The organism is Alcaligenes faecalis (genome assembly GCF_002443155.1).
Lineage (GTDB): Bacteria > Pseudomonadota > Gammaproteobacteria > Burkholderiales > Burkholderiaceae_B > Alcaligenes > Alcaligenes faecalis.
Genome location: NZ_CP023667.1, coordinates 3,268,752 through 3,287,395, shown reverse-complemented (window position 1 = coordinate 3,287,395; position 18,644 = coordinate 3,268,752). Strand labels below are relative to the sequence as shown.

The window sequence follows — 18,644 nt, the reverse complement described above, 5'->3', positions numbered from 1 at the left end:
GAGACAAAACAATCAGGCCCTGTGCTCACTTCTACCTTGTGCGCTTTACACTACTTGTTTGACGCCTAAGCACATGACAAGGAGAGGACATGAAGCACCCGGTAAATGCATTCAAGCAGGCTTTGCGGCAGGGCAAGTCCCAGATTGGTTTGTGGCATGGCTTGGCCAGCCCGTATGTGGCGGATCTCTGTGCAGGCCTGGGCTATGACTGGATCTTGCTGGATGGCGAGCATGTTCCCAATACGGTACAGACTTTGTTGGCGCAGTTGCAGGCCGTATCGGCCCATCCTATTGCGCCGATTGTGCGTCCCAGCTGGAATGACCCTGTGCAGATCAAGCTGCTGCTGGATATGGGGGCTCAGAACCTTTTAATTCCCATGGTGCAAAACGCGGAGCAGGCCAAAGCGGCTGTTGCCGCGACACGGTATCCTCCGCATGGCATTCGAGGGGTGGGTGCAGCCTTGGCACGTGCTGCTCGCTGGGGGGCGACCACGGACTATGTGGCGCGGGCCAATCAGGAAATGTGCGTGATTTGTCAGGTGGAAACTCGCGAGGCACTGGATCATCTGGACGAGATTCTGGCGGTGGAGGGCGTGGACGGTATTTTCATCGGCCCGGCGGATTTGGCGGCCAGTATGGGGTATTTGACCGAACCAGGGCATCCAGACGTTTTGTCAGCGATTGAGGATGCGATTGTGCGTATCAGCAAGGCGGGTAAGGCTCCCGGAATCTTGCAGGCCAATGTCGAGGCAGCGCATCACTATTTGTCCTTGGGGGCCTTGTTTGTGGCCGTAGGCGTGGACGCGGTGTTATTGCGGCAGGCGGCAACGGCTTTGTTGGGTCAATTCAAGGACGAGGTTGAGGTGCCCGTTGCTCAGCCCGGCGCAGCTTACTAACGCTGGTTTGATCGCCAGGCGTCTTGCGGATAGCTGCTCCGCCTCAGTTATGTTGTAAAGGCCGGGCCTGCTTATTAGACGATATGACCTTGGCCGTAGCACCGGCTAAGGTCGGCTTTCTTAAGCGCCGCTCTCGAGCAGGAAGCTCAGCAAGCTTTCTGCGCTCGGTTGCAGGTCACTGCGGCGGCGCACACCGATCAGAATTTCTCGCTGGCTCCATTCTTCGTCCAGCTCAATCATACGGGTATTGGGGATCTGATAAATGCTGGCGCTCTTGCGCGGCAAGATGCCTATACCCATGCCTGCATTGATCAATAAGCACATGGCGTCGTAGCCAGAAACCTCGGTGCGGATACGCACCGAGCGGTTGGCTTCCATGGCGATTTTGGTGATCTGGTAATGCAGCTGCGTGCCCGTTAGCAGCGTGATCTGCTCATGCTCCAGCGTTTGCTCGAAACGGACTTTGTCATGCTGAGCCAAGGGGTGATTGATAGGCACCAGCACGACCAGCTTGTCACTGCGAAATGGGTAAGCTTCGATATCGGCTGCGTAAGGCAGGCGGGTAAAGACACCCAGGTCGGCTTTGCCCTCTGCCAGAGCCCGAATAATGTCCAGGCTGGTCTGTTCTTCCAGTTGCAGGGGAATAGCGGGGTGCAGACGTCCAAATTCGCCCAGTGGCTCGGCCAGAAACTGAGAGATGGCCGATGTATTGGCCAGGATATGTACCAGCCCTTGTTGGCCTTGCGAAAACGCTTGAAGGCGCGTCTCGATCTCTTGCGCACTGTTGAGCAAGGCACGTGAGCGGTACAGCAGCTCCAGGCCCGCCGCAGTTGGGCTGACACCTTTGTTCGTACGCAGCAGCAAGGTGGTGTTCAGAGACTGTTCCAGATCCGCAATCCGGCGGCTGACCGCGGCGGCAGCAATATGCTCACGCTCTGCCGCTTGGCTGATCGTGCCTTCTTCCAGGATGCGGACAAACAGTTTGAGGGTTAGAAGGTCCAGTTTCATGCAGGCATCATATCGCTTTTTTTTGATTATCTGCATCTGGGCTGACGGTGGCAGCGGAGAGAGTCATCGCTCTAAGCTCTATGGCTATTTCGTGTCGTGTCTACGCCATAGATCCATACGGATGTAGTAGTAGAGGGTGTTATCAGCCTGTATCGAGGGCGAACGACCGTCCATGGCTTGGCGTTTGTTTATGAGCCGCTACAACTGCGGTTTTTACGGCGCGCATTGAGGACGTCTAAGCATAAAAAAAGCCCCGCCGACTGTATGTCGGCAGGGCTTTGTACAGCTAAACCTGTTCGATCAGGCTTGTGGTTTGGCGCCAGACAGGATGTGGCCAGCGTTAGGAACGCGGGTTTCCAGACCCAGGGTCTTGAGCATTTGGTACACGGTGCAAACAGCGGCGGACAGAACGGGTTTGCCGATCTGGTCTTGGGCGCGCTGGATAGCAGGCAGGGAAGGCATCTGCACGCAAGCGGACAGAATAACTGCGTCCACGCCGTCGTGGTTCAGGCGTTTGACGTGCTCCAGCAGGTTTTCCGGGTTCAGCAGGCCCACTTCCAGGTTGTCCGACACTTCCAGGCTGATGGAGTCTTGAACTTCGATGCCTTCAGCTTCGATGTAGTCAGCCACGCGCTTGGTCAGCGGTTTCATGTAAGGGGTGATGATGGAGACTTTCTTGTAGCCGAATTCTTTCAGCGTATCGACCAGGGCACCGGCCGAGCTCAGCACAGGAATTTCCACGCCGTTTTCTTTAACGGTGTTTTGCAGACGGGCTTGCGAGACGCGGTGGTAGCCGTCGCCTTGGGCCATGATGGCAACCAGGCAAGCGTAGGCCATCACGCTCATACGGGCGTCGCTCAGTTCAACTGCGCAGCGGTCGCTGGCGATATCCATGGCTTTCAGCTCTTCGGGGTTCACGTGCATCATGCGCATGCGCGAGGAGTGGAAGGTGAAGCGCTCCTCAGGGAACTCGGCGTAACGAGCCTGCAACATGGCAGGAATCTCGGTTTCCATGGTGGTGTTGGAGCTGGGGACGATCTGACCGATGCGGTAGGTTTTCATAGGGATCTGTCTCTGAAGGTGGTTTTTAGATTGACGCCTTCATTCTAGGACCCGTTTTCTTCCTTGCAAATCAATCATCTGTCAACGTGCCATCGCCAACGGCGATGGCAGGAGGGAAGAGATCAGGACTGGCCGGATTGCCAGCGCCAGGCGTCGTCGCACATTTCCTGGATGCCTTTTTTGGCTTCCCAACCCAGTGTTTCGCGGGCTTTCTGGGTATCGGCCCAGCAAGCAGCGATGTCGCCGGGACGGCGAGGGACGAGCGAGTAGGGGATAGAGTGTCCACAGCTGTGGGCGAAGGCTGCAATCATCTCGAGAACGGAATAGCCCTGGCCTGTCCCCAAGTTGACAGTCAGCAGCTCGCTATCCTTGGTTTCCAGGTATTCCAAGGCGGCAACATGGCCTTCAGCCAGATCAGTGACATGGATGTAGTCCCGCACGCCAGTGCCGTCTGCTGTGTCATAGTCGTGGCCGAAAACCTGTACTTGTTCACGTTGTCCAGTCGCAACTTGCGCGATATAGGGCATCAGATTATTAGGAATGCCTTGGGGGGCTTCACCAATCAGTCCGGACTCGTGAGCGCCTACTGGATTGAAGTAACGTAGCAGGCCAATGCGCCAGCCCGATTCGCTTTGGTAGAGGTTACCCATTGCTTGTTCCAGCACCAGCTTGGTGTGGCCATAGGTATTGGTTGCGGACAGTGGGTGTGTCTCTGGAATGGGAAGCTGTTGGGGATCGCCATAGACGGTAGCAGAAGACGAGAACACCAGGGTGCGCACATTGGCCTGCTGCATGGCTTGCAACAGAGTCAGCGTACCAGTGATGTTGTTGTCGTAGTACTTGAGTGGTTGGGCGACCGACTCGCCCACCGCTTTCAAACCCGCAAAATGAATGACTGCCGCAATTGTGTGTTGCTGAAAAATCGTGTCGAGCAAGGCTCGATCCCGGATATCGCCTTCGATGAAACCGGTTTGAGTACCCGTAATTTTCTCGATGGCATCCAAGACACTTTTTTGGCTATTGCTCAAGTTGTCCAGGATCAGAACCTGATAACCGTGTGCAATCAACTCCACACAGGTGTGAGAGCCGATAAAGCCGGTACCGCCAGTGACAAGAATGGTTTTGGCCATAGGTCTTTCCAGTTAAATGCAAGTTGAAAAGAAGTGCTTAGTCTATGCGTTTCAAAGCCGTTTTGTAGTGGCCACCGCGTTCGGCGTAAACACTGGCGTTTTGGCGTAGCTTGGCAATGTCTTCATCGCTCAGGGTACGCACGGCTTTGGCAGGCGATCCGATGATCAGGCTGCGTTCCGGGAAGACTTTGCCTTCCGTGACCAATGCGCCAGCACCAACCAGGCTATCGCGACCGATGACGGCACCGTTCAGCACGACCGCCTGGATACCGATCAACGCGCCTTCACCGATGGTACAGCCGTGCAGCATGGCTTGGTGGCCGATGGTGACATGGTCGCCAATATCCAGCGGGTAGCCTGGATCGGTGTGCAGTACTGCGCCTTCTTGCACGTTGGAGCCTACACCCACGGTAATGGTTTCGTTGTCGCCACGGATAACGGCACCGGGCCAGACACTGCTTTTCTCTTTCAATACGACCTTGCCAATCAGGGTGGCCTCTGCGGCAACAAAGCTGCTGTCGTCGATTTGTGGGGCGTGTTGATCTAATTGGTAGACAGGCATGAAAGATCCTTGGGTAATGTGCCGGGCCGCCTATGCCTGAATGAGAAGGGATAGGCAGCAGAGCAGGTGAGCAGGGAAGTTAATGAGGGGCTTGCGTATAAAAGCCAGTGTGGTCATTGTGACCCCACTGGCTTGATCAGGCTATCAGGACTAGCCAGTGCTTAGATCTGTTCTCCAAACAAGTCATATTCACTGGAATCTGTAATACGCACGCGCACCATTTGACCGGGTTCCAGTTTTTGTTCGCTGGTGATGAAGACGTTGCCGTCAATTTCCGGGGCGTCGGCGCTGGAGCGGCCAACGGCATCGCCGTCTTCGTCGATCTCATCAATCAGCACGTCCATTTCGCGGCCCACTTTGGCAGCCAGGCGAGCGGTGGAGATGGCTTGCTGATGTTCCATGAAGCGTTCCCAGCGCTCTTGCTTGACTTCGTCAGGGACGATGCCGTCGAGTTTGTTGGCGGGGGCGCCTTCCACGGGGGAATACTGGAAACAGCCAACGCGATCCAGTTGGGCCTCGGTCATCCAGTCCAGCAGGTATTGGAAGTCTTCCTCGGTTTCACCGGGGAAGCCCACGATGAAGGTGGAGCGGATGGTCAGATCCGGGCAGTCCTGACGCCATTGCTTGATACGTGACAGGGTGCGATCTTCAAACGCAGGGCGCTTCATGGAACGTAGCACCGAAGGGCTGGCGTGCTGGAAGGGGATATCCAGGTACGGCAGCACTTTGCCCTCGGCCATCAGGGGAATGATGTTGTCCACATGCGGGTAGGGGTAGACGTAGTGCAGACGCACCCAGGCACCCAGCTCGGACAGGGCGGCGCTTAAGTCCAGCATGCTGGACTTGACGGGGCGGCCATTCCAGAAGCCCGTACGCTGGCGGATGTCTACGCCGTAGGCGCTGGTGTCCTGCGAGATCACCAACAGCTCTTTGACGCCAGCCTTGACTAGACGCTCGGCTTCGCCCAGCACGTCGCCGACAGGGCGGCTGACGAGCTTGCCGCGCATGGACGGGATAATACAGAAGCTGCAGCTGTGGTTACAGCCTTCGGAAATCTTCAGGTAGGCGTAGTGACGCGGGGTCAGCTTGATGCCTTGTGGCGGTACCAGATCAATGTAGGGATTGTGGTCCAGCGAGGGCGGGGCGGCTTCACGCACGGCGCGCAGTACCTGCTCGTATTGCTGGGGGCCGCTGACGGACAGCACCGAGGGGTGTACGTCGCGAATCAATCCTTCGTCCACACCCATACAACCGGTGACAATGACACGGCCGTTCTCAGCCAGTGCCTCGCCGATCGCTTCCAGCGATTCAGCCTTGGCGCTGTCGATAAAGCCACAGGTATTGACCACCACCACATCCGCATTGTCGTAGCTGGGGGTGATCTGATAGCCGTCGGTACGCAGCTGGGTAAGAATTCGTTCGGAATCGACCAGGGCCTTGGGACAACCCAGGCTCACGAATCCGACTTTGGGGGCGCTCATAGAGGGTCCTTCTGGAGCTTGAGGGCTCGAAATTGGGAAATAGGCTTGATTTTACCGTCCCATGCCCGGATGCGTGCGTATCTTGTGCGTTTGAGCCCGGTTTATGCGGCAAATAGTGCTACAGTCGCAGTCATATTTTTCTTTTCTAGCGGTTGTTCTGTGTCCGACGCCCATCTTTCTCCCTCTTTGCCCCTGTCTGAAGTCATGTTGCTGAGTGCGCGCAATATTGAAGGCGTACTGGCAGGCAAGTCCCTGACTGAAAGCCTGGCTGCAACGCCAGCGCCAGCCCGTGCGGCGGTGCAGTCTGTCAGCTTCCATGTTTTGCGCCGCCTGGGCCATGCCCGTCAGATTCGTATCACGCTGGTGCCACGCCAGCCCAGCAATACCTGGCTGGATGCCTTGCTGATGGTGTCGCTGGCCTTGCTGGATACAGCCATGCGTGTGCAAGAGGATGCCAAGGCTTTTGAGGATCGCCCGGATGTGCCGGTCTATGCCGTGCATACGGTGGTGGATCAGGCTGTGCGTGCGGCTGATAGCCAGGCTGCGCTGCGTCTGTCCAAGGGCTTGGTGAACGGGGTGCTGCGTCGCTTTACACGCGAGCGCAAGATGATCCTGTCTCAGGTGGAGAGCCGCCCTGAAGCACGCTGGAATCACCCCGGCTGGTGGGTCAAGGAGTTGCGCCGTGCTTACCCGCGTGATTGGGAAGCGCTGTTGCAAGCGGCCAATCGCCCCGGTCCTTTGACCTTGCGCGTGAATCAGCGTCGTTGCTCGGTGGAGCGCTTGCAGGCGGTGCTGACGGAAGCCGGTATTGCGTCCAGCAGCCCCGGCACGGGTGCCGTTACCTTGGACAAGGCCATGCCGGTTCAGGCGATTCCTGGGTTTGATCTGGGCTGGTGGTCGGTGCAGGACTGGTCGGCTCAGCAAGCCGGTCTGCTTTTGCCGGTCAAGGATGGCATGCGCGTGCTGGATGCGTGCGCGGCCCCAGGTGGCAAGACCGCTCATTTGCTGGAGCAGGCGGATGTTTCCTTGTTGGCCCTGGATTCGGACGGCGAGCGTCTGGAGCGCGTAGGTCATAACCTGCGTCGTCTGGGCCTAGCCAGCGACAAAGTTCAATTGAAACGGGGCGATGCGGCTCGTCCTGCTCAGTGGTGGGATGGTCAGCCCTTTGACGCCATCCTGGCGGATGTGCCTTGTACCGCCTCGGGTATTGTGCGTCGTCACCCCGATATTCGCTGGTTGCGCCGCGAGTCGGACATTGCTGATACCGCGCGTTTGCAAAGCTCTATACTGGATGCCTTGTGGTCCACATTGCGGCCCGGCGGGCATTTCCTGTATTCGACCTGCTCGATTTTCCCAGCTGAAGGGGAACAACAGGTTGAGGCGTTTTTGGCCCGTCACCCCGAGGCGCAGCTTTTGGACTCTCCTGGCCAGATTTTGCCCGGCGTTGCGGGACGATCGCTGGCAGATGGCGACGGTTTTTTCTACGCCTTATTTACGCGCCCGGTTTGACTTGTCACAATTAGGGCTCTGACTTTGTCCTTTTTGCGGTTAATCACGATGTGGCGCGTTTTTCTGTCTTTTCTGCTGATTTTCAACTGCGCGCTAAGCTCGGCCAATACCATTGTGCCGGTCGCTACGTCGGGAGAGCGGGTCGTCAAGGTCGAGCCCCATATTCGGGACGAAAAACTGTATATCGATGCGGATGTCGAGTTCGAGTTAAGTCCGGAATTGCGCACTGCTGCCGAGAAAGGGGTACCGCTGTATTTCACGGTTGAAGTGGAGTTGGCGCAGCCCCGCTGGTATTGGTTTGATAAAAACGTTGTTAAAGAACAACAAACCTGGCGGGTTGTGTACAACGCCCTGACCCGTCAGTGGCGCGTGGGCACGGGTGACCTGTCTTTACCCGAATCCTCCATGAATGACGCACTGGCCATGCTGCGGCATATCCGCGGCTGGGCCGTGGCGTATGTGGCTGATCTGGACCGCGACCAGGAATACCAGGGTCGTGTGCGTCTGCGCCTGGATACCTCTTTGCTGGCCCGTCCGTTTCAAGTGGACGCCATCAATAGTTCTGCCTGGACACTGGCTACTCCATGGAAAACCTTTTCCTTTTCCGTCTCCGTCGACGAGCCCCAACCTTGATACGTTGGATCTTGCGCACCGCTCTGTTTGGAGCGGGTGTCAGCGCGTTGGCGCTGTTTTCGCTTCTTGTCTGGTCTACGGGCAACGCCTCGCGCTACGCGCAGCAGTATGACTTGCTGCTGGTGCTCAACGGTGTACTGGCCGCCACGCTGATTTCCTGGGTGCTGTTGCTGACGATTCGTCTGTTCAGGCAAATACGTCGGCGTCAGTTTGGTGCCCGCATGACGGCGCGCTTTGCCTTTTACTTCACTTTGATTGGCATTATTCCGGGGGCGCTGATTTATCTGCTTTCAGTGCAGTTCATGTCGCGCTCGATCGAGTCCTGGTTCAACGTGCGGGTGGATACGGCACTGGAATCGGGCTTGAGCCTGGGCCGCGCCGCCCTGGATTCGCAGCTCAATGAGCTGGAAGGTCGTGCCAATGAAATGGTGTCGGCGCTGAACAAGGCGGACAGCGCGCAGTACAGCAGCTTGCTGATCTCCTTGCGTGAAAACAGCGGGGTGACGGAGGCAATGGTGTTTTCGGGCAATGGTCGTCTGATTGCCTTTTCCTCGGGCCGCTACGACACGCTGCTGCCTGATATGCCGCCGTCCAGCGTGATGAATCAGCTGCGTATTGCAGGCCGCTATTCGGCTGCCGAGGTGGATGATGATGCGCCTGTTCACGACAACGGCCTGGACGAAGGCGGGGTTCCCGCAGAGTCCACAGGTTTGCGTCTGCGCACGGTTCTACCATTGGCCGATCCCAATCGCTTTGCAGCAACCTTGAGTGGTACGGCAGACTCGCGCTGGCTGCAGGTCATTCAGCCTGTGCCGGACAAGATTGCACGCAATGCCAACCAGGTGCAGCAAGGTTTCCGGGACTATCAGGAGCTGGCCTTGTCTCGTCAGGGCTTGCGCAAGCTCTACGGTATTACGCTGACGCTGGCCTTGATTCTGGCGGTGTTTACGGCTGTGGCGGCTGCCCTGGCTTTGTCTCGTCGCCTGACGCGTCCTTTGCTGACATTGGCTGCGGGGACGCAGGCGGTAGGGGTGGGGGACTATCGGGCTTTGCCTGAGCCGCCCGCCAAGGATGAAGTTGGCCAGTTGACGCGCTCTTTCAATGCCATGACCCGACAGCTGGATGAAGCGCGCCGCATGGTCGAGAAAAATCGTCTGCAGCTGGAGCGCTCCAATATGTACCTGGAGTCGGTGCTCAGCAACCTGTCCAGTGGTGTGCTGGCTTTTGATGAGATGTTCCGCGTCACCATGTTCAACCAAGGGGCGCAGCGTATCTTGCAGGTGGATCTGCGTTCGATTAAAGGTCGCCCGTTGGAAACGCTGGAAGGGGCCATGACCTTTGCCTCGGTGATACGTGAAGCCTTTTCCACGCATCAGGCTATGGGCTCGGACCATCCTTATTGGCAGCAGCAGTTTGAATTGGAAATGCAAGAAGGTAATGAAGCGCGTGATACTATCGTCACCGTTTTGGCCCGTGGTACCTTGTTGCGTGTAGATGGTCAGCCAACCGGCTATCTGGTGGTGTTTGACGATATTACCGACGTGATTTCCGCCAGCCGTCTGGTGGCCTGGAGCGAGGTGGCCCGACGCCTGGCACACGAGATCAAGAACCCATTAACGCCTATTCAGTTGTCCGCCGAACGTCTGGCCATGAAACTGGAGTCGCAGCTGGATGAAGTCCATGCTGCCATGTTGCTGCGCTATACCAATACCATCGTCAATCAGGTGAGTTCGCTGAAAAAGATGGTGGAAGATTTCCGGGAGTATGCCCGTAAACCTGCTACTCAGATGCAAGCGCTGAATCTGAATGAGCTGATTACCGAAGTACTGACTTTATATGGTTGGGACCCGGAAGAAGGCATGGTCCGGGACGATGGCTATAGTGTGGCGATTGATGTGGAGCTGGACCCTGATCTGCCCATGGTGCAAGGGGATCCGACGCAGCTGCGTCAGGTTATCCATAATCTGCTGGCCAATGCTCGTGAAGCGGCGGCCCAGGATCAATCACTTGACCAGGCGCATGTATTTGTTAAAACCATGATTGCGGGCGTAGAAGGTTCCGATTCTTCTGATGCGGTCAGTTTTGTGGTCTCGGATAACGGGCCTGGTTTTGATCCCCAGATGCTGGTGCGCGTTTTTGAACCTTACGTAACCACCAAGCCCACCGGCACGGGTCTGGGACTTGCTATAGTTAAGAAAATCATCGAGGAGCACGGCGGCAGAATCGATGTTTCCAATCGTCGTGAGGGGGGGGCTCGCATTTCCATCCTCTTTACCCGGCTTGCTGGCCAGCATATTCGTCTGGACTCTGGGCGGCGAGCAAACGATAATGCGTAAAAATCACGTAGGTGACGTTTTATGGCCAGAATTCTGGTAGTTGATGACGAAATCGGCATTCGGGAACTTTTGTCGGAAATTCTTTACGACGAAGGGCACACCGTGCAATTGGCAGAGAATGCCGCCCAGGCTCGCGAGGCACGCTTGCGGGGCCGCCCCGATCTGGTCTTGCTGGATATCTGGATGCCAGACACTGACGGTGTCAGCCTGCTCAAGGAGTGGGCCTCCCAAGGCTTGCTGGATATGCCAGTGGTCATGATGAGTGGCCACGCCACGGTGGATACCGCGGTGGAAGCAACCCGTATTGGTGCGGTGGACTTCCTGGAAAAACCCATCACCATGCAGCGCCTGCTCAAGACCGTCGCCTCCGGTCTGGAGCGTACCGTTGCGCCCAAGGCGCTGGCAGCCGCTGCCCGCCCAGTGGTTCAGGGTGGTGATCGCCGCCCCGAAACAGCCAGCATGGTTCCCGGCATGGCGCCAGCCATGGCCGTGCCTGAAGTGGAGCAGGATGAGTCCCAGCTAGGCAGTATCTCGTTGGATCTGCCATTGCGTGAAGCCCGTGACGAGTTCGAGCGCATTTATTTTGAATATCATCTGCGTCGCGAAAATCACAGCATGACACGCGTGTCGGAGCGTACTGGTCTGGAGCGCACCCACTTGTACCGCAAGCTCAAACAGCTGGGTATAGACTCGTCGCGCAAGCGTAACCAGTCTTGATACAGTAGTTACCAGATGCATGGCCGAAGAACCTCGGCCAGTGTTGGCGTTACGAGTTAACGCAGCCCGAAGGATCGGGATTGAAGGCGGCCTTTTCAGGCCGCCTTGCCGTTTAGAGAGCGGCGACAGATGTCGCAGGCAGCGCCTGCAACTTGCTCACGGTATCCAGGCACGTACGGGCCGCTTCCTGGCCCTTGAGCACAAAGTGACGATGGAAGTAATCGTGGTGCTCTTTGCCATCATGGAAATGGTGTGGAGTCAGCACGACCGAAAACACGGGCACGTTGGTGCTGAGCTGGACTTGCATCAAACCTTGAATCACTGCGGTAGCCACAAAGTCGTGGCGATAGATGCCGCCATCAACCACCAGACCCGCAGCGACTACAGCAGCGTACTGTCCCGATTGGGCCAGACGTTGTGCATGCAGCGGAATTTCAAAGGCGCCGCCCACTTCAAAGAAGTCGATCAGGCTGCTGTCATGGCCCATGGCTTTGACTTCGTCGATAAAACCCAGACGGGCCTGATCCACAATGTCCTTGTGCCAGCAAGCTTGAATAAAGGCGATACGGGGAGCCAGAAGATTGGCTGGGGTAATACTGTTCATGTTGATTTCCTGTTTTATGACAACAAAAACAGGGCATGCAGGAAGCAGGATAGCTCAAGCCCATAGCAGGATGACTCCTGTACAGGTGGTTGAGGATATCCCGTTCTCTCTTTATCCGGACTATACCGTCGGCCCCGGAATCACACCGGGTCTGCTGTCCCTGACCAATGCCAGGCGCTCGCGGGCTAGGCTAGTGCCATTACCGCCGGTGGGGACTTGCACCCCGCCCTGAGAACGTAGTTGGCCGGGGAGGCCAACTGGACGAGTGTAACGCTAAACGCCTGGTTTGTCAGAGGCCACCTGGGCCTGCGTATCCAGCGGAAGCAGCAAGCGCAGGGTGCAGCGGGAGCCGGGCAGGAAAAAGGCTTGCCCGCCATGGCGCAACAGGATTTGGCGCACAATGGTCAGTCCTAATCCCGCTCCTTGGCTGCCGCTGTCCTGTTTGTGGAAACGTTCAAAGACCAAGCTTGCCGTTCCCTCATCCAGGGCGGGGCCCTGGTCAATGATATCGATGGCGCACAAGCCAGGCTGTGGCTGGTGCAGATGCAAGGTGACCGTGCCGGAGCCATGGGTCAGGGCATTGTCCAGCGCATTGGCAATGGCTTCGGCCAGATCCATTTCGGAGGCCTGCACGATGTCCTGCTGGCTATCATCCTGAAACTGCAGCTCGCGGCCTGCCTGCTCGAAAAGCGGCCAGAGCTCGCCCATGGCGCGACGACAGAGTGGAGCCAGGGCTGTCTGGTCTGGCAGTGCCATGGTTTGCTCCTGCTTGCGCGCCAGGCTCAACCACTGGCTAAGCAGACGTTGGAGGTGGGTGATGTCCCCGCGTAACAGATCCCAGTCTTTTTGTTGTGCTTGAGCCGTTGTTTGCAAACGCAAGGACATGACCGCTAAGGGCGTGCGTAGCTGATGGGCTGCATCAGCGACCAAGTGCTGTTCGTGCTCATAAGCCTGCATCAGCCGGTCCAGACTCTGGTTCACTGCGTGTGCCAGTGGACGAATTTCAGTGGGCAATTCGCTGACGGGCAGGCGCAGCTCGGGTTGTGCCGGCCCCAGGGTAGCGGCCAGCTCGGCGGCTTGCCGAACAGGACGCAATGTCCAGTGAACAAGCCAGGTAATCAAGAGCAGGCCCAGGGCACAGAAGGGCAGCCAAAGCATCAGGGAGCGCCACATCCGCGCCTGTAGCAAGGCACCGATCAACTCGCGTTCGCGTTCATCCCGTTTGGCGACCATCAGAATGTCACCATTGGACAGGGTGACGGAGACAGAAACGATGTTGCCACTACGCTGTGGCAGCTTGAACAAGGCCAGTTCGTCTTCGGGCCGGGAAGGACGAAGACGCCGGGGACTATCCAGGTTGTCTGATATCTGCAGCAGCCCGCCTTGCGCGTTGTAGAGCGAATAGGACATTTCACCGTCAGCGTAGTAGCGCGGCAATTTGTCCAGAAAATCATGGGTTTGGAAATCGTGGGCGATTTCCTCGGCCTGCAAAGACAAGCTGATACGGCGCAATTCGTCGCGGGTATCGTACAAGGACAGCGCCAAGGCCAGAAATCCCAGCGCTAGCATGGGAAAGAGGATGATAAGCAACCGTCGCCGCAGGCTGAAGGCGCGCTTTTTCATAGCGGGCGCAAACGGTAGCCGACACCTCGAACCGTGTCTATGCATACTTGTGCATGATGCTCGCGCAATTTACGGCGCAACTTGGAAACCAGGGCTTCGATGGCATTCAGACTGATGTCGGTCTGGCTTTTGTACAGCTGCTCCAGCAAATAATCTTTCACGAGCAGGCGGGGGCTGGCCTGCATCAACTCCTGCAGCAGCAGGCTTTCGCGCCGGGGCAGCATCAAGGCGTGTTCATTGACCCAGGCTTGGCGTACTTCGGGCTCAAAGCGCAGGTTGGCGACCATCAGCTGTTGATAGCGATGGGGGACCGCCCTGCGCAAAATTGCGCTCAGACGCGCCTCCAGTTCCACCAGATCAAAGGGCTTGAGCAGATAGTCATCTGCGCCGCCACGCAGCCCTTGAATGCGATTGTGGACAGCATCGCGGGCACTCAGAATCAGGCAGGGCAGGCGCTGGCTGCGATCCGGATGATGCAGCTGCGCCAGAATCTCCATGCCGTCCATATCGGGCAGGCCCAGATCCAGGATCAGGGCGTCAAAGCTATGTTCCTGGAGCAAGGCCAAACCGATCCGGCCCGTGGTGGCGGTGCGGATGGAGTAGCCCTGACCTTGCAGATGGCTTGCCAGCAGGCTCAATAAAGGCCGATGGTCTTCAATAATCAGAATGTTTTTCATCAGACTACGGTCAGAAACCGGGCTCATGATAGTGGCAAATAGAAATGAGTTTGGTTCGTATTATAAATAAGGGAAGAAGCCGTGATGAAAATGAAAACGGGGCTGCGCTGGCCCTTGGCCGCCTTGTCCTTGGCGTGCATGTCTGCTTGGGCTCAGGAGCGTAATGAAGTTGAACAGCTGGGTGCTATCTCGGTGACGGCATCGGGCTTTGCTCAGGAGGTGGTAAGTGCACCCGCGTCCATCACAGTGATTCCGCGTGAGGAGCTGGAGGGGAAACGCTTCGAGTCCTTGGCCGATGCCTTGCGGCAAGTGCCGGGTGTCAGTGTTCTGGGAGGTGACAAGGGGGCGATTTCGATCCGTGGCATGGAGTCCGAGCACGTGCTGGTTCTGATTGATGGTCGTCGTCAGGACATGCGTCAGATCACCATGAAGGGGGGCGTGTCTGAGGCTCTGGACATGAACTGGATTCCCCCGCTGGAAGCTATCGAGCGTATCGAGGTGGTGCGAGGCCCCATGTCGACCTTGTACGGCTCCGAGGCTTTGGGTGGGGTCATCAATATCGTGACACGCAAAGTGGCCGATAAATGGCACGGCTCACTGACAGGGGGCTATACCTTGCAAGACAGTGGTTCGGCAGGAAATAGCGGCTCAGCCGATCTGTACCTGTCTGGCCCCCTTGTGCCGGGGCGTCTGGGCTTGCAGTTCTGGGGCTATCACAAGCAGCGTCAGGAAGATCTGGTTCTGAATGGCTTTGCGCGCGCCAAACGCCAAAACGGCACGGTACGCTTGTGGGCGACTCCCAATGACAATCATGAGTTCATGTTTGAAGCAGGCCGCACGACTCAGCACTTCTGGACTACACCGGGCAAGTCCCTGGCATTGACGGGCAAGGCTAATGAAAACGAGTACGTGCGCGATAGCTATACGCTGGCGCATACCGGCCGCTGGGGTAGCTTTGATACCGAATTGAGCCTTAACCGCGAGCAGGCTTATCGCGATGGCCCAACGCAAACCGCTCGCCCTGATATTCGCAATACCGTGATCGATGGCAAGCTGACTTTGCCTTTGGCTGATCACATGCTGGTAGGCGGTTTTCAGTGGCGCAAGAGCGAACTGCAGGCCGACGGCTACTATGCCAATCCCAATGGTGCGGGCGTGGATACTTCCGTGCGTGAGTACTCTTTGTTCCTGGAAGATGAATGGAGCCTGAGCCCATCCTTCGCCCTGACCGGCGGCGTGCGTATGGACGACAACGAGTTCTATGGCCGTCACTGGACTCCCCGTTTGTACGGTGTCTGGAGTGCGACGGATGCCTGGACGCTGAAAGGCGGGATCGCCAAGGGTTTCAAGTCCCCGACCATCATGCAAAGCAATCCGCAAATCGGTTTGCCACAGCGTGGTGGTGCCTACACCTGGGGTAATCCGGATCTGGAACCTGAGGTCAGCACCAACGTAGAGCTGGGCCTGTATTTTGACGATGGCGGCCCTTTGAGCGCCAACGCCACCTTGTTCCACACGCGCTACAAGAACAAGATTGCCAATACTGGCTCGCGTCAGCTGTACTACCCCGATGGTCGCCCTGTGCCACCGGATCCGTATACCAACAGCATGTACAGCACTTACTTCAATATCACTGAAGCACGGGTGCAGGGTCTGGAGTTGGGCTTGGCTTACCGCTTTAACGAGCAGTGGAAAGTGCGCGGCAGCTATACCTTCACGGACTCCAAGGTTCGTAATGGCAGCGCCACGATTCTGGGCTTTGGCTACCCGCAGTCCGAAGGTCAACCTTTGGTGGCAACCCCACGCAATATGGGTAGTCTGACGGTGGATTGGACGCCAAATGAAGCGGTGTCGGCCTTCTCGACCTTGAGCGTACGGGGCCGGGAAACCAATATTTCCTGGGGGCAGGGCGGTGCCGTCAGCGAAAGCATGGGGACGATTGCCACGGTGGATCTGGGAGCCAGCTGGCGTGCCAGAAAAGACCTGAGCTTGAGTGCCGCCGTCTATAACCTGACCGATCGCCGCCGCGACTCGGGTACCAGCGGGGCCTATTCCTACGCGGAAGATGGCCGCCGCTTCTGGTTGCAGGCCGAGTACCGCTTCTAAGCGCGGTTTATTCCTGGGGTTTGGGGCGGCGGCTGATCGTGGAGATCGGTACGCTGACCTCGCCCTGGGTACTGCGACGGCTACGGGCGCGCCAGGCGTGCCCGTAGGCAATTTCCAGGCTCAGATGCAAAGTGCCATCCATATGGCGCTGTTTTTCCAGCGCATTGAGCAGGCGCTGACGCCAGGGCAGGGTGCTCAGGCTGGCCTTGCGTTGAGGGTGCGGATTGCCGCCCAGCAGACGTAAATCATCCAGCAGTTTTTCAGCACTGCGATACGTCAGCGTCACGACTTCCTGATCCATCACGGGATCAGCAAAACCGTTCTCCAGCAGCAGATCACCAAAGTCGTGCATGTCCACGAACTCCAGCGTTCTGGTGCCCAGGTCCGCTTGCTCCATGGCACTGCGCAGTTCGGCAAAAGAGCCGGGGCCCAGGCAGGAGAACATGACCAGCGTTTCGGGTTTCAACAGGCGGTTCCATTCAGCCAGGACCCGATGCGGTTCAGGGTGCCAGTGCAGGGCCATGTTCGACCAGACCAGTTCCTGGCTTTCTGCGGGCAGACCGCTATTGGCCATATCGGCCTGAATCCAGTTGGCCGCTGGCGTAGGCTGATTGCGCAGTTTTTGCCACAGGCTGGGTTTGGACTGGTAACGCTCGCGGGCGATGTCCAGCAGCTTGGCGCTGCGATCCAGACCGGTGTAGTTCATGTCCGGGTAGCGGGAACGCAAAGGTTCCAGCGCATGGCTGGCCCCACAGCCAGCATCCAGAATATGAGTGGGTTGCAGGCGTACCAAAGCCAGCCGGGACAACATCCGTTGCGCGACTTCACCATAAAGAAACTGAGCGTGATCCAGGGGAGCGCGGCGATTGAATTGCTGCTCGACGTGGGCGGAGTTGATTGGCAAAGAAGGTAACTGGGACATAGTTGCGCGGACGTTACTGGCGTGGATCAGTGGCATGTGCTGTGATCGGATCAGCCTGACTCTGAAAGGTAATGATCTATTATGGCGCATCCCCTGTTTCGGCGCGAGCCGAGCCATCGTCTTGTAGGGATTCCACTGCTGACACGACCTTGTGTGCTGTGTGGTTTACGTTCGCCAAGCGGCGCGCTGTGCCGCTTTTGCCGACACGCGCTGGCAACACCAGCAGAAGATTTGCGCTGTCCACGTTGCGCTCTGGCATTGCCCCCCTTGGCCTTGCTGGCCTGCCCGGATTGCGGAGCAGGGCAATTGTCCGTGCAAGCGACGGTTGCCGGATTTGACTATGAACATCCTGGCGATATGTTGATACATACGTTTAAAATTTCCCGGCGGCTGGAAATGGCCGCGGTGCTGGCTGAGCTGATGGTGCAGCAATGGCGTCGCCATGGGCCTGTGCTGAACGCAGCTTGCCGGGTCATACCCGTGCCTTCGCAGCGTAGCGCCTTGCACCGTCGGGGCTTCAATCCGGCCGCGGTACTGGCCAGGCGCGTGGCGCATTCATTGGGTTTGTCAGCTCGCCTGCATATCGTTGTGGCCCAGCCACGGCCTGAACAGGCTCAGAAAACCTTGGGGCGGCAGGCTCGCAGGCAGGCCATGCGGGGTGCTTTTAGCGTGCGGGAGTCCTTGCAGGGGCATGATGTGTTGCTGGTCGATGATGTGTTGACCACCGGAGCCACCTTGGATGCCCTGGCGCGGGCGTGCCGGTCGGTTGGTGCACAGTCTGTTTATGCCTTGGTTGCTGCTCGTGCTCCCTGGCGATTGAAGGTCTTCTAGCCCTGTATACTTCGTCGCTTGTTCGCGGCTTTTTCTGCACTTTTCAGGTTTTTCATGTTTCATATCGTCCTGGTTTCACCCGAGATCCCTCCCAACACAGGTAACGTCATTCGACTGGCGGCCAATACGGGCTGTGTCCTGCACTTGGTGCGGCCTTTGGGCTTTGAGCTGGAAGACAGCAAGCTGCGTCGTGCCGGGCTGGATTATCACGAATGGGCGCAGGTGAAGGTACATGACAGCCTGGAAGAAGCCTTGCAGGCGACGGGCTCTGCGCCTGATCGCGCGTTTGCCCTGACCACACGTGGCAGTCATTTGCTGGCTGAGCAAAGTTTTCAGCCGGGTGATGTGTTCGTGTTCGGCCGCGAAACCGCCGGTTTGTCTGCCGAACAGCTGGCGCTGTTTCCTAACGAGCAGCGGATTCGCTTGCCCATGCTGACGGGACAACGCAGCTTGAACCTGTCTAACGCTGTGGCGATTTGTGTGTTTGATGCTTGGCGACAAGCGGGTTACGAAGGTGGTGTTTAAGCAAACGGCCTTGCAAACGATA

17 protein-coding genes and 1 riboswitch are annotated in these 18,644 nt (G+C 57.5%); of the genes, 8 read left to right on the top strand and 9 right to left on the bottom strand.

Annotated features, from left to right (window positions below):
- The first annotated feature begins 89 nt into the window (after positions 1–89).
- Complete coding sequence (gene hpaI, locus CPY64_RS15325; RefSeq protein ID WP_042486804.1) at positions 90–896, top strand: 4-hydroxy-2-oxoheptanedioate aldolase; 807 nt, start codon at positions 90–92, stop codon at positions 894–896.
- Positions 897–1,016: 120 nt separating this feature from the next.
- On the opposite strand, the gene CPY64_RS15320 is transcribed toward hpaI, so the two are convergent.
- From CPY64_RS15320 to rimO, 5 genes are all read right to left on the bottom strand, one after another.
- On the bottom strand, positions 1,017–1,904 hold the full coding sequence (locus CPY64_RS15320) for a LysR family transcriptional regulator (RefSeq protein ID WP_042486928.1): 888 nt from the start codon (positions 1,902–1,904) through the stop codon (positions 1,017–1,019).
- 300 nt (positions 1,905–2,204) lie between these two features.
- On the bottom strand, positions 2,205–2,966 hold the full coding sequence (locus CPY64_RS15315) for a maleate cis-trans isomerase family protein (protein WP_042486802.1): 762 nt from the start codon (positions 2,964–2,966) through the stop codon (positions 2,205–2,207).
- A 122-nt stretch (positions 2,967–3,088) separates the two neighbouring features.
- Positions 3,089–4,096, bottom strand: a complete 1,008-nt coding sequence (gene galE / locus CPY64_RS15310; RefSeq protein WP_035270245.1) for a UDP-glucose 4-epimerase GalE — start codon at positions 4,094–4,096, stop codon at positions 3,089–3,091.
- A 37-nt stretch (positions 4,097–4,133) separates the two neighbouring features.
- The gene (locus CPY64_RS15305) at positions 4,134–4,658 is read right to left on the bottom strand and encodes a gamma carbonic anhydrase family protein (RefSeq protein ID WP_035270247.1); all 525 of its coding nucleotides are present in this window, start codon (positions 4,656–4,658) and stop codon (positions 4,134–4,136) included.
- Between the two features lie 161 nt (positions 4,659–4,819).
- On the bottom strand, positions 4,820–6,139 hold the full coding sequence (rimO, locus tag CPY64_RS15300) for a 30S ribosomal protein S12 methylthiotransferase RimO (protein ID WP_042486799.1): 1,320 nt from the start codon (positions 6,137–6,139) through the stop codon (positions 4,820–4,822).
- A gap of 204 nt (positions 6,140–6,343) precedes the next feature.
- Here rimO and rsmB point away from each other — a divergent pair, with 204 nt between their 5' ends.
- Genes rsmB through CPY64_RS15280 form a run of 4 tightly spaced genes read left to right on the top strand, consistent with a single transcriptional unit; the run spans position 6,344 to position 11,334 of the window.
- A complete protein-coding gene (rsmB, locus tag CPY64_RS15295) occupies positions 6,344–7,648 on the top strand; it encodes a 16S rRNA (cytosine(967)-C(5))-methyltransferase RsmB (protein ID WP_009458588.1) in 1,305 nt (434 codons plus the stop codon).
- Between the two features lie 48 nt (positions 7,649–7,696).
- Positions 7,697–8,281 (top strand): DUF4390 domain-containing protein, encoded by a 585-nt coding sequence (locus CPY64_RS15290; protein ID WP_042486797.1) that lies wholly within the window; start codon positions 7,697–7,699, stop codon positions 8,279–8,281.
- Positions 8,281–10,617: a sensor histidine kinase gene (locus CPY64_RS15285; protein ID WP_035270606.1), complete on the top strand. Its 2,337-nt coding sequence runs from the start codon at positions 8,281–8,283 to the stop codon at positions 10,615–10,617. The genes CPY64_RS15290 and CPY64_RS15285 overlap by 1 nt, the downstream gene beginning before the upstream one ends.
- A 21-nt stretch (positions 10,618–10,638) precedes the next feature.
- Positions 10,639–11,334 (top strand): response regulator, encoded by a 696-nt coding sequence (locus CPY64_RS15280; RefSeq protein ID WP_042486795.1) that lies wholly within the window; start codon positions 10,639–10,641, stop codon positions 11,332–11,334.
- A gap of 112 nt (positions 11,335–11,446) precedes the next feature.
- Here CPY64_RS15280 and CPY64_RS15275 read toward each other — a convergent pair whose 3' ends face one another.
- The 3 genes from CPY64_RS15275 to CPY64_RS15265 all read right to left on the bottom strand — a co-directional run bounded on the left by CPY64_RS15275 (position 11,447) and on the right by CPY64_RS15265 (position 14,265).
- Positions 11,447–11,938 (bottom strand): 6,7-dimethyl-8-ribityllumazine synthase, encoded by a 492-nt coding sequence (locus CPY64_RS15275; protein ID WP_042486792.1) that lies wholly within the window; start codon positions 11,936–11,938, stop codon positions 11,447–11,449.
- Between the two features lie 98 nt (positions 11,939–12,036).
- Positions 12,037–12,178: riboswitch (FMN riboswitch) on the bottom strand.
- A 33-nt stretch (positions 12,179–12,211) separates the two neighbouring features.
- Positions 12,212–13,507: a HAMP domain-containing sensor histidine kinase gene (locus CPY64_RS15270; protein ID WP_162178863.1), complete on the bottom strand. Its 1,296-nt coding sequence runs from the start codon at positions 13,505–13,507 to the stop codon at positions 12,212–12,214.
- Between the two features lie 50 nt (positions 13,508–13,557).
- Positions 13,558–14,265 (bottom strand): response regulator transcription factor, encoded by a 708-nt coding sequence (locus CPY64_RS15265; RefSeq protein ID WP_226791388.1) that lies wholly within the window; start codon positions 14,263–14,265, stop codon positions 13,558–13,560.
- A 57-nt stretch (positions 14,266–14,322) separates the two neighbouring features.
- Between CPY64_RS15265 and CPY64_RS15260 the strand changes: the two genes are divergently transcribed.
- On the top strand, positions 14,323–16,344 hold the full coding sequence (locus CPY64_RS15260; protein ID WP_042486784.1) for a TonB-dependent receptor domain-containing protein: 2,022 nt from the start codon (positions 14,323–14,325) through the stop codon (positions 16,342–16,344).
- A gap of 7 nt (positions 16,345–16,351) precedes the next feature.
- On the opposite strand, the gene CPY64_RS15255 is transcribed toward CPY64_RS15260, so the two are convergent.
- Positions 16,352–17,266: a methyltransferase domain-containing protein gene (locus CPY64_RS15255; RefSeq protein WP_042486781.1), complete on the bottom strand. Its 915-nt coding sequence runs from the start codon at positions 17,264–17,266 to the stop codon at positions 16,352–16,354.
- A gap of 81 nt (positions 17,267–17,347) precedes the next feature.
- Here CPY64_RS15255 and CPY64_RS15250 point away from each other — a divergent pair, with 81 nt between their 5' ends.
- Positions 17,348–18,097 carry a ComF family protein gene (locus CPY64_RS15250; RefSeq protein ID WP_052362984.1) on the top strand — a complete coding sequence of 250 codons (750 nt, stop codon included), beginning with the start codon at positions 17,348–17,350 and terminating at the stop codon, positions 18,095–18,097.
- A gap of 54 nt (positions 18,098–18,151) precedes the next feature.
- Positions 18,152–18,622, top strand: coding sequence for a tRNA (cytidine(34)-2'-O)-methyltransferase (locus tag CPY64_RS15245; protein WP_042486775.1), 471 nt, complete (start codon positions 18,152–18,154; stop codon positions 18,620–18,622).
- The last annotated feature ends 22 nt before the right edge of the window (positions 18,623–18,644 follow it).

Coding starts and splice junctions, on each gene's coding strand:
- hpaI (WP_042486804.1), top strand. CDS start 90: ATGAAGCACCCGGTAAATGCATTCAAGCAGGCTTTGCGGCAGGGCAAG.
- CPY64_RS15320 (WP_042486928.1), bottom strand. CDS start 1,904: ATGAAACTGGACCTTCTAACCCTCAAACTGTTTGTCCGCATCCTGGAA.
- CPY64_RS15315 (WP_042486802.1), bottom strand. CDS start 2,966: ATGAAAACCTACCGCATCGGTCAGATCGTCCCCAGCTCCAACACCACC.
- galE (WP_035270245.1), bottom strand. CDS start 4,096: ATGGCCAAAACCATTCTTGTCACTGGCGGTACCGGCTTTATCGGCTCT.
- CPY64_RS15305 (WP_035270247.1), bottom strand. CDS start 4,658: ATGCCTGTCTACCAATTAGATCAACACGCCCCACAAATCGACGACAGC.
- rimO (WP_042486799.1), bottom strand. CDS start 6,139: ATGAGCGCCCCCAAAGTCGGATTCGTGAGCCTGGGTTGTCCCAAGGCC.
- rsmB (WP_009458588.1), top strand. CDS start 6,344: ATGTTGCTGAGTGCGCGCAATATTGAAGGCGTACTGGCAGGCAAGTCC.
- CPY64_RS15290 (WP_042486797.1), top strand. CDS start 7,697: ATGTGGCGCGTTTTTCTGTCTTTTCTGCTGATTTTCAACTGCGCGCTA.
- CPY64_RS15280 (WP_042486795.1), top strand. CDS start 10,639: ATGGCCAGAATTCTGGTAGTTGATGACGAAATCGGCATTCGGGAACTT.
- CPY64_RS15275 (WP_042486792.1), bottom strand. CDS start 11,938: ATGAACAGTATTACCCCAGCCAATCTTCTGGCTCCCCGTATCGCCTTT.
- CPY64_RS15270 (WP_162178863.1), bottom strand. CDS start 13,507: ATGCTAGCGCTGGGATTTCTGGCCTTGGCGCTGTCCTTGTACGATACC.
- CPY64_RS15265 (WP_226791388.1), bottom strand. CDS start 14,265: ATGAGCCCGGTTTCTGACCGTAGTCTGATGAAAAACATTCTGATTATT.
- CPY64_RS15260 (WP_042486784.1), top strand. CDS start 14,323: ATGAAAATGAAAACGGGGCTGCGCTGGCCCTTGGCCGCCTTGTCCTTG.
- CPY64_RS15255 (WP_042486781.1), bottom strand. CDS start 17,266: ATGTCCCAGTTACCTTCTTTGCCAATCAACTCCGCCCACGTCGAGCAG.
- CPY64_RS15250 (WP_052362984.1), top strand. CDS start 17,348: ATGGCGCATCCCCTGTTTCGGCGCGAGCCGAGCCATCGTCTTGTAGGG.
- CPY64_RS15245 (WP_042486775.1), top strand. CDS start 18,152: ATGTTTCATATCGTCCTGGTTTCACCCGAGATCCCTCCCAACACAGGT.